This is a genomic window from Sphaerospermopsis torques-reginae ITEP-024 (genome assembly GCF_019598945.1).
Taxonomy (GTDB): domain Bacteria; phylum Cyanobacteriota; class Cyanobacteriia; order Cyanobacteriales; family Nostocaceae; genus Sphaerospermopsis.
Genome location: NZ_CP080598.1, coordinates 3,254,179 through 3,269,643 on the forward strand (window position 1 = coordinate 3,254,179; position 15,465 = coordinate 3,269,643).

The following is a 15,465-nucleotide window of genomic DNA, read 5'->3' on the forward strand; positions in this document are numbered from 1 at the left end:
TATTCACTAAACAATCTAATTTTTTCACCACCAACCAAAGGAGAATTTAATTAATGCTGATTGATAAAATTATCCAAGAACTGCGAGATATTCCCGAAGATAAATTAGCAGAAATTTATGACATAATTCACTACTTTCGCATCGCTTTAGAGACAGATTCATCTGCTGAAGAAACACCGACAGAAATTGTAATTGAAGGTATTCGTCAAGGCATAAAAGAGGCATTAAGCGGACAAACTATACCCCTTTCAGAAATGTGGGAAGGAATTGATGCAGCTATTGTTGCTACTGACAACTGAAAGCTGCTGTAAATAAAATACTCAACTTCTGTGAAAAGTCGAGTATCTGGATATTGCTACTAATTGTTTTGTAAATATTCAATGGCAGCATCTAATTTTGATGGGTATGCTTGAGCAAACCTTTCAAACCAAAGTCCTTCAGATGAGAAGGGATCTAATTTAGATAACCATGCTTGAGCTTGCTTCTGCAAATTCTCAAGTTGTTGAGTTTTAAGTTGTGCTTGACGAATTTTTTCCTGTTCTAATTCTTGCTTTTTTCTCAATTCTTCAGCCGCATCTTGTTCAGCAAAATCAGCTTTGACATCTGCTAATAAGTGATCTATTAAACCATCAGACCCAGAAGCAGAAGTAATAAAGGTTTTGGCTGTAGTTACTGTTAGCTTTTGTGGCTGCTGTGGTTGAGGTTTTTCCCCTTTGTATTCAGCCTGAATTTCCGCTAATAACTTATCAATGGAGTCCATTGTAAACACTCCTCATTATGGGTTTAGCTAGTGAGTTTAGCTAGTCATTGATGGCATTCAATAGCACTTCTGATAAACTCATCTCTTCCATATCTTCCATTGTGACTGTATCACAAATATCAAATTTTGCCCCAGCACTTTGCAGTTCATCATCTAAAACTTTGAGAAAGCGAGTAGCCTGGGCATCAGTACCAACTTGAATAAAGGAAATGGCTAATTCTTCATCTCTATCTAGTCGGCGCGATGCTTCAATAATAACTTTCATCACTGCTTTACGATCATCAGGTTCACCATCAGTTACAACTAAAATTGTTTCTCCATTTTCTTTAGTTTGTCCGCTAGATTTACGCTGAAAATAATCATCAGTAGCGTGTTTCAATACACCTGCTAAATCAGTTGTCCCGGCTGGATCATTTTCCCGAAAAATTTGCGCTACTTTACTAGATGTGACATTTTCATAACGTTTGAATCTACCGGAAAATAAATAAACCGTTATTCCATCTGAATCTAATTGTTCGCATTTACTAGCTAATGCAAAAGTAGATTCTTGTGCTGCTACCCATCTAGTTCTGCCTCCTTTTTGATCTGGGGTGGCCATGCTACCGCTTTTGTCGATAATTAAAGTGTAATCACGATTTTCTAACATTTTTCCATTCTCCAGTGATCCAGCTATTAAAGTAGCTATTAAAGTTGAGTTGATGGTTTTGAGTCAGGAGTCGGGAGGCAGGAAGCAGCTATGCTGGAGTTTTTGATTTTGGATTTTGGATTGTTTTTGTTAATTCCAATCTAAAATCTAAAATCTAAAATCTAAAATCTTTCTCCCTATTCCCTAGCTTCACGACAAGACTTTTTCACTAAACCCTAATTAGTCAGTGATGGCATTCATCAATACATCTGCCAAACTCATTTCTTCTAAGTCATCTAAAGTCACGGTGTCACAAATATCAAATTTAGCGCCTACACCTTGCAACTGATCATCTAGTGCTTTGAGAAATTTTGTCGCTTGAGCATCTGAACCTACTTGAATCATAGAAATGCCTAATTCTTCATCTCTTTCCATTTGCCTAGTGGCGCTAATGATGACTTCAAATACGGCTTTGCGATCATCAGGTTCACCATCAGTTACCACTAAAATTGTTTCTCCATTGGGTTTAGTTTGCCCTGAAGCTTTACGCTGAAAATAATTGTTAAGGGCATCTTGTAATACACCTGCTAAGTTGGTTGTACCCGCAGGGTCATTTTCTTGAAATATTTGGGCAACTTTGGCGGAAGTGACATTTTCGTAACGTTTAAATCGCCCAGAAAAGACATAAACTGTAATCCCATCGGGATCAAATTGTTCTGCTTTTCTAGCTAAAGCGAGGGTAGACTCTTGGGCAATGTCCCATCTACTTCTACCACCAACTTGGTCAGGAGTGGACATACTGCCACTTTTATCAATGATTAGAGTATAGTCGCGATCGCTCATCATAAATACCTCTAATGATTTTTCGGTTTCTATTTTAACTCTTAGGTCAGACGATGATATCTAGATGTAGAGGTATTGTAATAATCATTTAAACTATGCTCATCTATAAACAAACGTTTTCTGCGGTAAAATCCCTAAATAAGTCAATATTGCAGCATGAGTAAATGTCGAGCTTTCAAGTTAATTCACTCAGATCAGGAGAACAACTATGACTATTACCAATGTCACAGAAGCAACATTCAAACAGGAAGTGTTGGATAGTGAGACTCCGGTTTTAGTGGATTTTTGGGCTCCTTGGTGTGGACCTTGTAGAATGTTGTCTCCTGTTGTTGAAGAAGTGGCCGCTGAATATGATGGACAGGTGAAAGTGGTGAAAGTGAATACAGATCAAAATCCCACAGTTGCTAGTCATTATGGTATTCGTAGCATCCCCACTATCATGGTATTTAAGGGGGGTAGGCAAGTTGATACAGTGGTCGGTGCAGTTCCCAAAACTACTTTAACTAAAACTCTAGCACAGTATATTCCTATGTAGTCATTACCTGTGATCAGTTATAGCAGGAGTCAGGAGAATGGCTAACTCCATGCTTCGCTATTAAGGAGTCAGGAACAGGTAAAAGATGTAATTAGGACTAAAGATGATGCCAAGATTGCGATCGCTGTCTTGGTAACTATAGGTTGTGCGTAAGTATTCAGCTATAGGAATCTTGCATACCCAGATCCCCGACTTGTTTAAGAAATTGGGGATCTATCTTAAAGGGTTCTACCGTACTTGTTATGCTAAATTACCAGTCTGAAAGAGGGAACAGGGAACAGGGAACAGGGTAAAGAGGCAATTTTTGTAAAAATATCCAATAAAAAATATCCAATATCTGTAGCTTATGTCTTATGTATATTAAGCCTTCCGCAGTTTTTTGAGATTGATTTTGCATACTATGTACTGCAGAACCTCTTAAAGTAAAGCCAAGTTTAATAATTGTTTCTGGACAGACAATACCCAATACCTCCAGATTCAATTTAATCATATCTGTGATAATTACAGAATTGAGTGGTACAACTAACTGATAACCACGAGATTAAATATCTAATTGCGGCCTAGCGAGCGATAATAAGGTTAAAAAAAATCGGTAATAGGAAATTTTCAAAATATGAGCGGTAAATTAATTGTATTTGAAGGTGTGGAAGGTTGTGGTAAAACTACTCAGATGCAACTGTGTAGTCAGTGGTTAGAAACTCTAAATGTATCAGTTATTCTGACTCGTGAACCAGGGGGAACAAAGTTAGGGAAACACTTACGACAGCTATTGCTGGAAAAATCAGAGGATAAACCTGTGGGTGAGGTGACGGAATTATTATTATACGCTGCTGATCGGGCGCAACACATCGAGCAGGAAATTAAGCCAAATTTAGCAGCAGGAAAATATATTTTATGCGATCGCTATACTGACTCTACTATTGCCTACCAAGGTTATGGTAGGGGTTTAAGTATGAGTTTAATTAATCAATTAAATTATATTGCTACAGGTGGTTTACAAAGTGATTTGACTATTTGGTTAGATGTGGATGTAGAATTAGGACTTTCTCGTAAACGTGGTCAAAGTAAATTAGATAGAATTGAACAGGAAACTATTGATTTTCATCGTCGTGTACAGCAAGGATATACTGAATTAGCTGCAAATTATCCTTCTCGAATTTTTCAAGTTGATGGTAGTTTAAGTCAGGAAGTTGTCAATAAAAATGTTCAAGAAGTTTTAATTTCTAGAATAATTGAACGCAGATAAACGCAGATAAACGCAGATGAAGAGGGATGAATTTATGATTTTCACAAATATTCTGACTTCTGACTCCTGACTCCTTATAAATTATGTTTGAAGAACTAGTTGGACAACAACAAGCAATAGATTTATTAACATCTTCTGTTAAACAAAACAGAGTCGCACCTGCTTATTTATTTGTTGGTGCTGATGGTGTGGGTAGAAGTTTAGCCGCTAAATGTTTTATTGAATTATTATTTTCTAGTTCTGTAAAACCTGAACAATTATCTATTTTAAAAAATCGCATTCGTCAAGGAAACCACCCTGCTTTATTTTGGGTAGAACCAACTTATCAATATCAAGGACAAAGGTTAACCGCAGCAGAAGCAGCAGAAAAGGGTGTAAAACGTAAAGCACCCCCGGTTATTAGGTTAGAACAAATTAGAGAAATTACCCAATTTTTATCCCGTCCACCTTTGGAAGCGCCCAGAAATGTGGTAGTTTTAGAACAAGCAGAAACAATGGCTGAATCTGCTGCTAATGCTTTACTGAAAACTTTGGAAGAACCAGGACAAGCGACTTTAATTTTAATCGCTCCTTCTCCTGATGCAATTTTACCAACTTTGGTTTCTCGCTGTCAAAAAATCCCTTTTTATAGATTAGATTATACTGCGTTAACTCAGGTTTTAACAACTAAAGGAAATGCAGAAATTTTACAACATCCAGAAATTTTAAGTATAGCTGCTGGTAGTCCAGGAAATGCAATTTTAGCTTATCAGCAATTACAAAGTATTAATACTGAATTACTCCAAGATGTGAAAAAAAAACCTACATCTTATCGCCATGCTTTAGAAATAGCGAAGAAAATTGATAAAGAATTAGACACAGAAGCACAATTATGGTTAATTGATTATCTACAACAATTTTACTGGCAACAAATACATAAACCTGGTATTATTGAACAATTAGAAAAAACTCGCAAGAATTTATTATCTTATGCTCAACCCCGGTTAGTTTGGGAATGTACATTTTTATCAATATTGCAAATTCGGTAATTGGTAATTGGTAATATCTAATTTAGAATAATTCTTAATTATATCCCATTAACAACACTTCTGTTTTTGTACATACCATAAATTACATAAATTTCTGTCATTTATCAAACAAAGTAATAATTATTAAATGTACACTACTAGACATCAAAATCTTTTCTTTGTATTTCATAATATCTACAGAAAGCAAGGATATTCAGATTATCATATTCCCCTTCTTGCTCTCTACCTTTGCTCTCTACTCATTCTAAAAGTTTAACTTTTAGTTTTTTTTGACAATTAATAAAAATTTACGTAACCTAAACCAATAGGTCTAGAGTATCGAACTTGTAGGGGCGAAGCATTCGGGTGATAACCTATCGCTGAAACCAGTTCATATTCCGTCCGAATGCTTCGCCCTTACGATTAATGAATCGGTGTTCTAGTAAATCAAAGCCTGAACAGCAACTTAACAGCAATTGAATTTAGCTACATCAAAAATTGTTGTTACAGACTGTTTTTATGAGTATATGAATTGACTTCAAATCCTTTGCTAAAAATTGCTGACAAATTAGCTGTTAATCAATACAAAAATGACACCATATTAACAGAATAATATCACAGAAATATTCTAAAAAATATAGGTAGTCGTGATTAATAGTAGTAACTTTGATGAATTATTGAAGTTGGTCTAAGGAGTATTCTATAAATCTAGGAGAAGTTGATGATTGAGTATTTAACGTCGTTGAACGACCACAATTTACCATATCCAGATCCACTGCATCCCATCGTGGTTCACTTTGTAATTGCCATGATCTTATTTGCAGTTTTCTGTGATTTAATTGGCTTTTTAACTGGCAAAACTCGTTTTTATGAAGTGGGTTGGTGGAATTTATTTGTAGCTACCGTATCCATATTCATAGCCATTATTTTTGGACAGTACGAAGCTGGTTTAGCCAAACCTTACAACATCGTCAAATCAGTATTAAATTACCATACCTTAATCGGTTGGTCACTATCAGGAATTTTAGCAGCCATCACAGCTTGGCGTTATGTACTTCGCAGTCGTGATCCCCAAAGATTGCCAATTCATTATTTAGCAGTTTGTTTACTTTTAACCATACTTGTTGGTTTTCAAGTATATCTTGGTGATGAATTAGTGTGGGTTTATGGAATACATACAGTACCCGTTGTGGAAGCCGTAAAGGATGGAATATTACCATGAATTCAGAATTAATTGATCAAGTCAGCGCCCAGATGGGGGCAAACGGACTACCTTACGCAATTCCTATTCATCCTAACCTAGTTCACCTCACATTAGGATTGTTCATTATTGGGGTAATTTTTGATTTAGTTGCTGTACTTTTCCCCATAGAACAATGGTTATTTAAATCATTGGGTTTAGCTGTAGAACGCGCCCAATTATTTGAAGTTGGTTGGTACAACATGGTAGCTGCTTCTGTGATTACATTTTTCACCGTTGCTGCGGGTTTTTATGAAATGTTGTTAGCAACTCCACCAGTACATTTAAAAAGTTCCTGGGGTTTGCAAGCAATGTCCACCATGATGTGGCATGGTGTGGGCGGTGTTTTTCTCTTAGCTTTAATGGTAGGAATGACATTTTGGCGGGGATGGCAACGTTACATTACCTGTAAAGATTCCGATATGCAAGTGCGTTGGAGTTATATTTTTGCCGGAGTTTTCATCATGGCCTTAATGTATCTTCACGGCACATTAGGCGCACAATTAGCAGCCGAATTTGGTGTACATAACACTGCGGATAACTTGTTGAGAATGGGACAAGATATCAATGAGGTACTAGGTAATTAATTCGTAATTCGTAATAGTGCCTCCGGCACGCTACGCGAACGTAATTCGTAATTTAAAAATTTCAATTACCAATTACCAATTACCAATTACCAATCACCAATTACCAATTACCAATTACCAATGACTAACTATGAACACTCGGTTGACTTTAAATCTTTTCCTAGTGATGGCGGGGGGTTTTGTCATCACAGTTGCCAGTATTTTCATCGGTAAACAAGCCTATTCTTGGCTTCCCCCTCAAGCTGCGGCTGAATCACATTTGATTGATGATTTGTTCAGCTTTTTGGTGACAATTGGGGCTTTTATTTTCTTAGGTGTCACCGCTGCTATTTTGTATTCTGTTCTTTTTCATCGTGCCAAAAGTTATGACTTTAGTGATGGTCCACATATTGAAGGAAACATCACTTTAGAAGTTGTCTGGACTGCTATTCCCATAATGTTGGTATTGTGGATAGCAAGTTACAGTTATGAAGTGTATGAAAACATGGGGATTCAAGGACCTTCCCAATTATTACATTTACATAACCCCTTACCTGTGCAAATTGCCCATGCAGAAGTGCAAGAAACACCAGGAGAAACTGTTAGCGAACCCTTAGAAAAAATTGACGTAATTGCTAAACAATGGGCGTGGGTATTCAGTTATCCTGAACAGGGAATTACAAGTACAGAATTGCATTTACCGAGCGATCGCCGTGTCCGTTTAGCCCTACAATCAGAAGACGTACTCCACGGTTTTTATATTCCCGCATTTCGCGTTAAACAAGACATCGTTCCTGGTAAAACCATAGACTTTGAATTTACCCCCATTCGCCCCGGTAAATATAGCCTCACCGACTCTCAATATAGCGGTACATACTTTGCCACCATGCAAGCAAACGTAGTAGTAGAAACCCCAGAAGAATATCACGTCTGGTTGAAAAAAGCCGCTAGTCATAATCCCACAGTTGCACCAAACCAAGCCGCTACAGAATACGCCCAAAATCACAACGAAAAAATACAAACTGGTTGGGAAACCGTCAAACCTGCTGGACCGCCAGTAGTTAATTTTGCAGGTTAGAAGTGAGGAATTAAGGAATGAACCACGAAGGGACGAAGAACACGAAGAAAAGAGTTTTCAGAGAGATTTTTCGTTAGTTTTGATGGTTAATTAATTCTTTCTTTCTTCCTTTGTGCCTTTGCGTCTTTGCGTGAGCTATTCATTTTCTCTGCATGAGGATTTACAGGATTTTTATTCAATCCCAAATCCAAAATCTAAAATCTAAAATCTAAAATCCCATGACAAACATATCACTTAATCTTGGTGGTGAATCACATCATCATTCAACACCAACTCACTGGAAAACATATTTCACCTTCAGCACAGACCACAAAGTAATCGGTATTCAATACCTCGTTACTTCCTTTATTTTCTTCCTAGTTGGTGGCATTTTTGCGATGATTTTACGGGGCGAACTTGTCACCCCTGAATCTGATTTAATTGACCGCACAGTTTATAATGGAATGTTCACAATGCACGGAACAGTAATGCTGTTCCTGTGGACATTTCCCTCCCTTGTTGGTTTAGCAAACTATCTCGTACCTATCATGATCGGGGCGCGAGATATGGCATTTCCTCGCCTCAATGCTGCCGCTTTTTGGATGGTCCCAGTAGTGGGAATTTTACTCATGTCCAGCTTTTTTGTCCCCGGTGGACCTGCCCAAGCTGGTTGGTGGGCTTATCCTCCAGTGAGTTTACAAAACCCCACAGGACATTTAATAAATGGACAAGTTTTGTGGTTATTAGCGGTAGCTGTTTCCGGTGTTTCTTCTATTATGGGTGCGGTGAATTTTGTCACCACCATTGTGAAAATGCGTGCGCCAGGAATGGGCTTTTTTAAAATGCCCTTGTTTGTCTGGGCAGTATTTAGCGCCCAAATTATTCAATTATTTGGACTACCTGCTTTAACTGCTGGTGCGGTAATGTTGCTGTTTGACTTAACAGTTGGAACTGCATTTTTTGACCCCAGCAAAGGCGGAAACCCGGTAATGTTTCAACATTATTTCTGGTTTTATTCCCACCCTGCGGTTTATGTAATTATTCTCCCAGTCTTCGGAATTTTCTCAGAAATTTTCCCTGTTTATTCCCGCAAACCATTATTTGGTTATAAAGTAGTTGCCATTTCTTCGATGTTAATTGCTGTGGTGAGTGCCATTGTTTGGGTACACCATATGTATGTGAGTGGAACACCTGGTTGGATGCGGTTACTATTCATGGTTACGACCATGTTTGTATCTGTTCCCACAGGAATTAAAGTATTTGCTTGGGTGGCGACAATTTGGGGTGGAAAAATAAAATTAAATACACCAATGTTATTTGCATTAGGTGGTTTAATCATGTTCGTTTTTGCTGGAATTACAGGAATTATGCTTTCCTCTGTACCAGTAGATGTTCATGTTAATAACACCTATTTTGTCGTTGGACATTTCCATTATGTATTGTACGGAACAGTCACAATGGGAATGTATGCAGCCATCTATCATTGGTTTCCCAAAATGACAGGTAGGATGTTTAACGAAGGTTGGGGAAAAATACATTTTTGGTTAGCATTTATCGGTACAAACTTAAACTTTTTACCCATGCACCCATTAGGTTTGCAAGGGATGTTACGCCGAGTTGCTTCCTACGCACCAGAATATACATTTTGGAATGTTCTCGCTAGTTTAGGTGCGTTCCTATTAGGAATGTCTACCTTACCCTTCATTTTCAACATCTTGGTTTCGTGGTTACAAGGTGAAAAAGCACCTGCTAACCCTTGGCGAGCAATTGGTTTAGAATGGCTAATTTCTTCACCTCCATCTGTAGAGAACTTTGAAGAAATTCCCATCATTATTAGTGAACCTTACGGTTACGGAAAATCAGAACCATTAACAGCTAACCTAGAACCCAAAACCATAAAAACAGCCGAATAAAAACAATACAGTTCAGTTAAGTATTAAACAATTTTTTCTCTTACATCTGCGTTCTCTGCGCCTCTGCGTGAGATAAAAAAATCAAACTTAACTGAACAGTATTGCCAAAACAAAAGGAGAACATTACCAATGGATAGCTCAATCAAAACGCCACAAATACATCATGCAGCCCATGAACATGGACACGACGAAGAAGGCAGTAAAATGTTTGGTTTTATTGTCTTTCTGCTATCAGAAAGCGTCATCTTTTTAAGCTTCTTTGCTGGTTATATCATCTACAAAACAACAAACCCTAATTGGCTTCCTGCTGGTGTTGAAGGATTAGAAGTAGTCGCCCCAACAATTAATACAATCATTCTGGTTTCTAGCAGCTTTGTGATTTACTTTGCTGAAAGATGTTTACAACGTGGTAACTTACCAGGATTTAGATTATATTTGTTAGCTACAATGGTAATGGGTAGCTACTTTTTATATGGTCAATATGTGGAATGGAGTCAATTAGAATTTGGCTTTACTTCCGGTACTTTTGGCGGGATGTTTTACCTATTAACTGGGTTTCACGGGTTGCACGTTTTCACCGGGATTTTGTTGCAATCTATTATTTTGATTCGTTCTTTTATTCCCGGTAACTACGATAACGGACACTTTGGTGTTAATTCAACTTCGTTGTTTTGGCACTTTGTTGATGTTATCTGGATTATTTTGTTTTTGCTTATTTACGTTTGGCAGTAGGGATTTTAAGACGCAGAAAGCAATAAATTTTGTAGGGGTTTAGCAATGCCAAACTCCTACCATATATTTGTATCATGATTCCGAAATCATCTATTTGGGAAAATAGCGATAAATATCTTTCCGATGTAAAACTCTTTCAAAAATTAATATTTCGCCATCAAAAATAATACCCAGGCGATAATCACCTATACGAATCCGATAAGCATTATCATATCCCTGAAGCTTTTTGAGATTTGTGATTTCTTCAAAACTCGATAGTTCAATTATTTCTTCAAAAGCAAACTTCTTAATAGACTCATAGTAAGGTGTACTTTTGATTGCTTTCAAATCTTTAATAAAACTGGGTAGATACTGGATATTCACTCTTTTTCTAATTCCGCTAAAGCTTCATCTAAATTTAATGGTGTCTCATTTTCTACTTCTTTCATAGCTAGAATAAGTCCTTCATCTTCCAGTGCTTCTAGCAACAGTAGATATGCTTGAAAATCCATGACTACTTTTTTGATATTACCTTGAATATCAGTAATCAATTCTTGGGCAAATGGATATTTATCAGCTTGCATTTTAGTGATATAGGATTACTATCTACATTTAATTTAGCATATTTATATCAGGCTATGCTTAATGTACTCTTACTTTTGTTCTTAAAGAGTATCAGTATAACCTTTTTAAAGGACTAAGTTTCAATATCTTTTCGTGAGCAATTTTATTTTCTCCCCTGCTTCCTGCCTTCAACAGATCAAGGCATAATTTTCTACGCTTGAGCAAATAACTGACTCAACTAGCGTTATTGTTGTTCTTACAAAAGCGGATCATCTTTTAAAACCTCCGCAGTTAAATATTTTAAATATTGATATTGGAAGCTTATAAAATTAACTAATCCGATAATAACCGCAGCTACCAGTTCTTCATCAACAGGTTGTTGTCTGAGTGCAACAATTTCTTGGGGACTGTCTGGGATAGGATAGTTCATGGCATAAATTTAGATAAGTTTTACATAAGTTCCAAAATGAATAATAAATTTAACAAACTATTAAAATTTCTTCATTAAATCTTCAAACAATTGATAGGGCGAAGTTTAACGTACTTAATGTACTTATTGCCTGAGTCAAATCTTTGTGAGTGAGTAGATAGACAGGAGATATCAGCAGAACATGAAAGAAATTCTTTACTTGGAAGTTCCTACTACCGATAGTGGTGCTGTCCGTAACTGGTTACAAACCGACTTTGTGCCGGGAGATGGAGAAAAATTACTGACCCCAGATGGTCTGCGTCTGCGAAACCCGGTTGCATCTGTCAAAGGACCTTTAGCAACCGAACTTTCTATATTTGTGTGGTCTGTACAGCGCACCACTTACCTCAAAGTGTTTCGTTGGGGAGACAAACCCTTCACTAACGAAGGTTCAATATTGCAACGTCTGACTACAGGTATTAGAAGCAGTTTTCCCCATCAATACCCCGAACCACCAAAGATTGACCCTCAAAAGTCGATTTTCGCAGAGCTAGAACCCTATTATCCCCTAACTGTCAAGTATTTCCAGAAAATGCCTCATGGGGAATATGATCTTAAACGTGCTTACTGGTGGGAGCAACGTTGGCGAGAAGGTGTCAAAAATCCTCAGCAACCCCGTCAGGTGGTGTTTTATGCAGAAAATCAGCAACAAACAGCAGAAAACACTTATGACCTCATTTATATTGGTGGCGCTTTGGGTGTGATTCATGCCGCAGTCATGGCAAAATTAGGCTATAAAGTTCTATTGGTGGAAAGATTACCCTTTGGACGCATGAACCGAGAATGGAATATTTCTCGTGATGAAATTCAAACTTTGGTCAATCTCGGTTTGTTAACAAATGCAGAATTAGAAACCATTATTGCCAGGGAGTATAAAGACGGATTTAATAAATTTTTTGACGCTAATAACCCGCATCACTTAAAATCACCTGTTTTATACACGCCAACTGTTTTAAATATCGCTTTAGATTCAGATAAATTATTGCAATTATGCGGCGAAAAACTTAAAGCCGCTGGTGGTGATATTTGGGATCAAACAGAATTTATCCGGGCAGATATTCAAAAATTACAAGTTACCGTTACTGTCAAGAGTGTAAATACTGGAATTGATCAGCAAGTCAATGGTAGATTATTAGTAGATGCAATGGGTACAGCTTCCCCTATTGCTTGGCAATTAAACGGGGGTAGAGCCTTTGATAGTGTATGTCCCACCGTGGGAGCAGTGATTGAAAAAGGTTTTGCCCCTGGTGTCTGGGATTCTCAGTATGGTGATGTTCTTTACAGTCACGGAGATATTTCTAGAGGCAGACAATTAATTTGGGAATTATTTCCTGCTGCGGGGGAAGAACTGACAATTTATTTATTTCATTATCATGAAGTGAATAGAAAAAATCCTGGTTCGTTGTTAGAGATGTATGAGGACTTTTTCACGATTTTGCCAGAATATCGCCGTTGTGACATGGATCAGCTAGTGTGGAAAAAACCGACATTTGGCTATATTCCAGGGCATTTTAGTGTTAGTGATAGCGATCGCACCATAGCCTTTGATAGATTAATTGCCATTGGTGATGCTGCTTCCCTGCAATCTCCCCTAGTATTTACTGGTTTTGGTTCTCTCGTTCGTAACCTAGAACGTTTAACCACTCTCTTAAACACTGCCCTCAAACACGACTTATTAAGTTTCCGTCACCTCAATAAAATTCGTGCTTACCAAAGTAACGTTTCCGTCACGTGGCTATTTTCCAAAGGAATGATGGTTCCCACAGGGAAATTTATTCCACCTCAACGGGTTAATGCCATGCTCAATACCTTTTTTGGCTTGTTAGCAGACGAACCCCCAGAAGTAGCAGATAATTTCATTAAAGATCGCTGCGACTGGTTTACATTTAACCGTTTAGCTTTAAAAGCCGCTACCAAAAATCCCGCCTTATTAATATGGATTTGGGAACTAGCAGGGTTTAGAGACTTAGTTCGGTGGTTAAGTAATTACCTCAACTTTGGTGTTTATTCATTCACCAGTGCTTTACTAAGTACATGGTTTCCCAAATTCCTGAAGTGGAGTCAAGGCTGGCTAGAAAACCGCTTTCCAGGATTGTGGTTAAACTTATTAGTGACCAACTACGCCATTTCTACAGGTAAACCACGACTACGGGATCAAGTAGTTACCGTTAAGTCAAAAGCAGTAACCCAAACAAGTCATTAATTAAGTAGTCATTAGTCCTTGGATTCTTGACCTTTCGACTTGGGGCGGAAATTTGGTAGTTCCACCGATGCTAAAGATTTCCGTCCCTTGGGTGGACGTTGGGGATAAATCAAAGGTGAAGGAGATTTTTGATCAAGGTGATATTCACCTAATGGTTCTGGGGTGAAATGAGCTTTTGGCAATTCTGACCAATAATCATTATTTTCGGCAATATTTGCCATATTTTGCTCTTTTTCTGAATAGGAGGCATTTATTGTTGATTCATTGCTGGATGAAAGTGTAAACGCTGGGAAATGACTTTCCGTTACTAACGGTTGTTCTATGATTGTTTCCAGTGGCTCATTTTTCTCCAGATTTGATGCTAAGGTTTCCCAGATTAGCCCATCATCTGGATGACTTTCTGTATCATTAACGGTTGGTGAAGTTGAGGGTGCAGACTGAGAAGCAAAAAACATTTCGATCAGACTTTCCAACTGGCGATCTAAATTTGATCCTCCAGCAGAAGAAACATCTGCAACTTCAGCAGTAGATTCACTATCCTCTAATTGGGGACTTCGCTGTATTGGGATTTCTATATCATCCACAGCTGAAGGTTTTTCAGCAGGTTCAGAAATGGACGTAGAGTAATTTTGTTGATCTTGTTGATCAGCGCATGGAGTTGAAGGTTCTAGCCAGGAATTATCTAAATGTTGACGTAGAGTGCTACAAGTATCATGGGTAGCATCGGTTTCCGCAGACCAAGGTTTAATAGGTTGTGCATTGGGAAACAAAGACCTGGCTTTTCTAGAAAATCTGCTATGTCCACCAGTGAGATCATGGGGATGATAGGCAGTATCCTCTAGGGTGTCATAGTTGGTGTCATAGTGGGTGTCATAGTTGGGGACAGGGGTATCCAGACATTTTTCCAGTGCTGCTTTAAATTGCAAAGTCTGACGTTGTTGGCGTATTAGCCTAGTACGTAATTCCCGACAAGTATTTTCTGAGTGTAATAGCTGTTGAGATTGTTCACTGTAGTTAGTTTGCAGCAGTGTACATTCCCTTTCCAGTTGGGCTATTCTTTGCTGACTCAGTTGTAACTGTGCCTTATGGGTTTCAATGAACAGTTCCTGACTTTGAACAGTTTGGACAGCCGTTTCTAATTGCTGGAAAAGAGACTGAATTTGCGCTTGAGCCGTTGCTAGTTCCTGAGTTTGTTGATTCAACATTGAGTCAGTGACACTAGAGCGTTTTTTTTGCCACTGCAAAATCTTTTCTGCTTCAGCTAATTCTTGTTTTAGCTGCTTTACTTGAGCATACAAATCACAGTTAGCTGTTTGTAACTCTTCATTCAGTGTCAGCAACTTCTGAAACTCTGAATCTACCAGGGCTTGTTTTTCACTGTCAGGCTCTGCAATCCAATCTTTTTGGGTATTATGATCTTGTAAATTGTCTGTACCTGTAGATTCAGACTGCTGTATATTTAGCCCGTCGTCAACATCATCTGCTGGGTTCAGGAGTGGTAAATTAGTCACGGCTGAATTTTCATCATGCAGAACTGAGTAAAAGGGACAACTCGCCTGCTCTGATTTCGGCGAATTTGCAAAATTTCGGGGTTCAATCACAGTGCCATTGTTTGAGGTGTCACCTATATTCATCACTCTTGACCCACCTGCTAAAAAAATTGAGCAATGCTGTCAGCATTGCTGATCAAATCTGTTTGATTCTGAGGTAATCAGGATTGCCTCTA

17 protein-coding genes are annotated in these 15,465 nt (G+C 38.0%); 10 read left to right on the forward strand and 7 right to left on the reverse strand.

Annotated elements, in window-relative coordinates; translation table 11 throughout:
* The first annotated feature begins 53 nt into the window (after positions 1 to 53).
* Positions 54 to 299 carry a hypothetical protein gene (locus tag K2F26_RS15140; RefSeq protein ID WP_220608485.1) on the forward strand — a complete coding sequence of 82 codons (246 nt, stop codon included), beginning with the start codon at positions 54 to 56 and terminating at the stop codon, positions 297 to 299.
* A 59-nt stretch (positions 300 to 358) separates the two neighbouring features.
* Here K2F26_RS15140 and K2F26_RS15145 read toward each other — a convergent pair whose 3' ends face one another.
* The 3 genes from K2F26_RS15145 to K2F26_RS15155 all read right to left on the reverse strand — a co-directional run bounded on the left by K2F26_RS15145 (position 359) and on the right by K2F26_RS15155 (position 2,231).
* Positions 359 to 760: a salt stress protein, Slr1339 family gene (locus tag K2F26_RS15145; RefSeq protein ID WP_220608486.1), complete on the reverse strand. Its 402-nt coding sequence runs from the start codon at positions 758 to 760 to the stop codon at positions 359 to 361.
* 40 nt (positions 761 to 800) lie between these two features.
* Positions 801 to 1,406: a vWA domain-containing protein gene (locus K2F26_RS15150; protein ID WP_194058536.1), complete on the reverse strand. Its 606-nt coding sequence runs from the start codon at positions 1,404 to 1,406 to the stop codon at positions 801 to 803.
* Between the two features lie 219 nt (positions 1,407 to 1,625).
* On the reverse strand, positions 1,626 to 2,231 hold the full coding sequence (locus K2F26_RS15155; RefSeq protein WP_220608487.1) for a vWA domain-containing protein: 606 nt from the start codon (positions 2,229 to 2,231) through the stop codon (positions 1,626 to 1,628).
* Between the two features lie 205 nt (positions 2,232 to 2,436).
* Here K2F26_RS15155 and trxA point away from each other — a divergent pair, with 205 nt between their 5' ends.
* The 8 genes from trxA (at position 2,437) to K2F26_RS15195 (ending at position 10,524) form a co-directional block, all read left to right on the forward strand.
* Positions 2,437 to 2,763 carry a thioredoxin gene (trxA, locus tag K2F26_RS15160; RefSeq protein ID WP_194058532.1) on the forward strand — a complete coding sequence of 109 codons (327 nt, stop codon included), beginning with the start codon at positions 2,437 to 2,439 and terminating at the stop codon, positions 2,761 to 2,763.
* 613 nt (positions 2,764 to 3,376) lie between these two features.
* Positions 3,377 to 4,009: a dTMP kinase gene (tmk, locus tag K2F26_RS15165; RefSeq protein ID WP_220608488.1), complete on the forward strand. Its 633-nt coding sequence runs from the start codon at positions 3,377 to 3,379 to the stop codon at positions 4,007 to 4,009.
* An 83-nt stretch (positions 4,010 to 4,092) separates the two neighbouring features.
* On the forward strand, positions 4,093 to 5,037 hold the full coding sequence (gene holB, locus K2F26_RS15170; protein WP_220608489.1) for a DNA polymerase III subunit delta': 945 nt from the start codon (positions 4,093 to 4,095) through the stop codon (positions 5,035 to 5,037).
* A gap of 700 nt (positions 5,038 to 5,737) precedes the next feature.
* Positions 5,738 to 6,238, forward strand: coding sequence for a DUF2231 domain-containing protein (locus K2F26_RS15175; RefSeq protein WP_096565165.1), 501 nt, complete (start codon positions 5,738 to 5,740; stop codon positions 6,236 to 6,238).
* Positions 6,235 to 6,843 (forward strand): DUF2231 domain-containing protein, encoded by a 609-nt coding sequence (locus tag K2F26_RS15180; protein ID WP_220608490.1) that lies wholly within the window; start codon positions 6,235 to 6,237, stop codon positions 6,841 to 6,843. Before K2F26_RS15175 ends, K2F26_RS15180 begins: the two co-directional genes overlap by 4 nt.
* Positions 6,844 to 6,973: 130 nt before the next feature.
* Positions 6,974 to 7,900, forward strand: a complete 927-nt coding sequence (locus K2F26_RS15185) for a cytochrome c oxidase subunit II (RefSeq protein ID WP_220608491.1) — start codon at positions 6,974 to 6,976, stop codon at positions 7,898 to 7,900.
* A gap of 218 nt (positions 7,901 to 8,118) precedes the next feature.
* Complete coding sequence (gene ctaD, locus K2F26_RS15190) at positions 8,119 to 9,792, forward strand: cytochrome c oxidase subunit I (RefSeq protein WP_220608492.1); 1,674 nt, start codon at positions 8,119 to 8,121, stop codon at positions 9,790 to 9,792.
* A 129-nt stretch (positions 9,793 to 9,921) separates the two neighbouring features.
* Complete coding sequence (locus tag K2F26_RS15195) at positions 9,922 to 10,524, forward strand: cytochrome c oxidase subunit 3 (protein ID WP_220608493.1); 603 nt, start codon at positions 9,922 to 9,924, stop codon at positions 10,522 to 10,524.
* 90 nt (positions 10,525 to 10,614) lie between these two features.
* Here the strand turns inward: K2F26_RS15195 and K2F26_RS15200 are convergent, their stop codons facing one another.
* From K2F26_RS15200 to K2F26_RS15210, 3 genes are all read right to left on the reverse strand, one after another.
* Complete coding sequence (locus K2F26_RS15200) at positions 10,615 to 10,887, reverse strand: type II toxin-antitoxin system RelE family toxin (RefSeq protein WP_220608494.1); 273 nt, start codon at positions 10,885 to 10,887, stop codon at positions 10,615 to 10,617.
* The gene (locus K2F26_RS15205) at positions 10,884 to 11,087 is read right to left on the reverse strand and encodes a RelB antitoxin-like protein (RefSeq protein ID WP_220608495.1); all 204 of its coding nucleotides are present in this window, start codon (positions 11,085 to 11,087) and stop codon (positions 10,884 to 10,886) included. Before K2F26_RS15205 ends, K2F26_RS15200 begins: the two co-directional genes overlap by 4 nt.
* A 236-nt stretch (positions 11,088 to 11,323) precedes the next feature.
* Positions 11,324 to 11,497 carry a hypothetical protein gene (locus K2F26_RS15210; protein WP_220608496.1) on the reverse strand — a complete coding sequence of 58 codons (174 nt, stop codon included), beginning with the start codon at positions 11,495 to 11,497 and terminating at the stop codon, positions 11,324 to 11,326.
* Between the two features lie 181 nt (positions 11,498 to 11,678).
* On the opposite strand from K2F26_RS15210, the gene K2F26_RS15215 reads away from it, so the two are divergent.
* Positions 11,679 to 13,739, forward strand: coding sequence for an NAD(P)/FAD-dependent oxidoreductase (locus K2F26_RS15215; RefSeq protein ID WP_220608497.1), 2,061 nt, complete (start codon positions 11,679 to 11,681; stop codon positions 13,737 to 13,739).
* A gap of 11 nt (positions 13,740 to 13,750) precedes the next feature.
* Here K2F26_RS15215 and K2F26_RS15220 read toward each other — a convergent pair whose 3' ends face one another.
* The gene (locus K2F26_RS15220) at positions 13,751 to 15,373 is read right to left on the reverse strand and encodes a hypothetical protein (protein WP_220608498.1); all 1,623 of its coding nucleotides are present in this window, start codon (positions 15,371 to 15,373) and stop codon (positions 13,751 to 13,753) included.
* Positions 15,374 to 15,465: the final 92 nt, after the last annotated feature.

Coding starts and splice junctions, on each gene's coding strand:
- K2F26_RS15140 (WP_220608485.1), top strand. CDS start 54: ATGCTGATTGATAAAATTATCCAAGAACTGCGAGATATTCCCGAAGAT.
- K2F26_RS15145 (WP_220608486.1), bottom strand. CDS start 760: ATGGACTCCATTGATAAGTTATTAGCGGAAATTCAGGCTGAATACAAA.
- K2F26_RS15150 (WP_194058536.1), bottom strand. CDS start 1,406: ATGTTAGAAAATCGTGATTACACTTTAATTATCGACAAAAGCGGTAGC.
- K2F26_RS15155 (WP_220608487.1), bottom strand. CDS start 2,231: ATGATGAGCGATCGCGACTATACTCTAATCATTGATAAAAGTGGCAGT.
- trxA (WP_194058532.1), top strand. CDS start 2,437: ATGACTATTACCAATGTCACAGAAGCAACATTCAAACAGGAAGTGTTG.
- tmk (WP_220608488.1), top strand. CDS start 3,377: ATGAGCGGTAAATTAATTGTATTTGAAGGTGTGGAAGGTTGTGGTAAA.
- holB (WP_220608489.1), top strand. CDS start 4,093: ATGTTTGAAGAACTAGTTGGACAACAACAAGCAATAGATTTATTAACA.
- K2F26_RS15175 (WP_096565165.1), top strand. CDS start 5,738: ATGATTGAGTATTTAACGTCGTTGAACGACCACAATTTACCATATCCA.
- K2F26_RS15180 (WP_220608490.1), top strand. CDS start 6,235: ATGAATTCAGAATTAATTGATCAAGTCAGCGCCCAGATGGGGGCAAAC.
- K2F26_RS15185 (WP_220608491.1), top strand. CDS start 6,974: ATGAACACTCGGTTGACTTTAAATCTTTTCCTAGTGATGGCGGGGGGT.
- ctaD (WP_220608492.1), top strand. CDS start 8,119: ATGACAAACATATCACTTAATCTTGGTGGTGAATCACATCATCATTCA.
- K2F26_RS15195 (WP_220608493.1), top strand. CDS start 9,922: ATGGATAGCTCAATCAAAACGCCACAAATACATCATGCAGCCCATGAA.
- K2F26_RS15205 (WP_220608495.1), bottom strand. CDS start 11,087: ATGCAAGCTGATAAATATCCATTTGCCCAAGAATTGATTACTGATATT.
- K2F26_RS15210 (WP_220608496.1), bottom strand. CDS start 11,497: ATGAACTATCCTATCCCAGACAGTCCCCAAGAAATTGTTGCACTCAGA.
- K2F26_RS15215 (WP_220608497.1), top strand. CDS start 11,679: ATGAAAGAAATTCTTTACTTGGAAGTTCCTACTACCGATAGTGGTGCT.
- K2F26_RS15220 (WP_220608498.1), bottom strand. CDS start 15,373: ATGAATATAGGTGACACCTCAAACAATGGCACTGTGATTGAACCCCGA.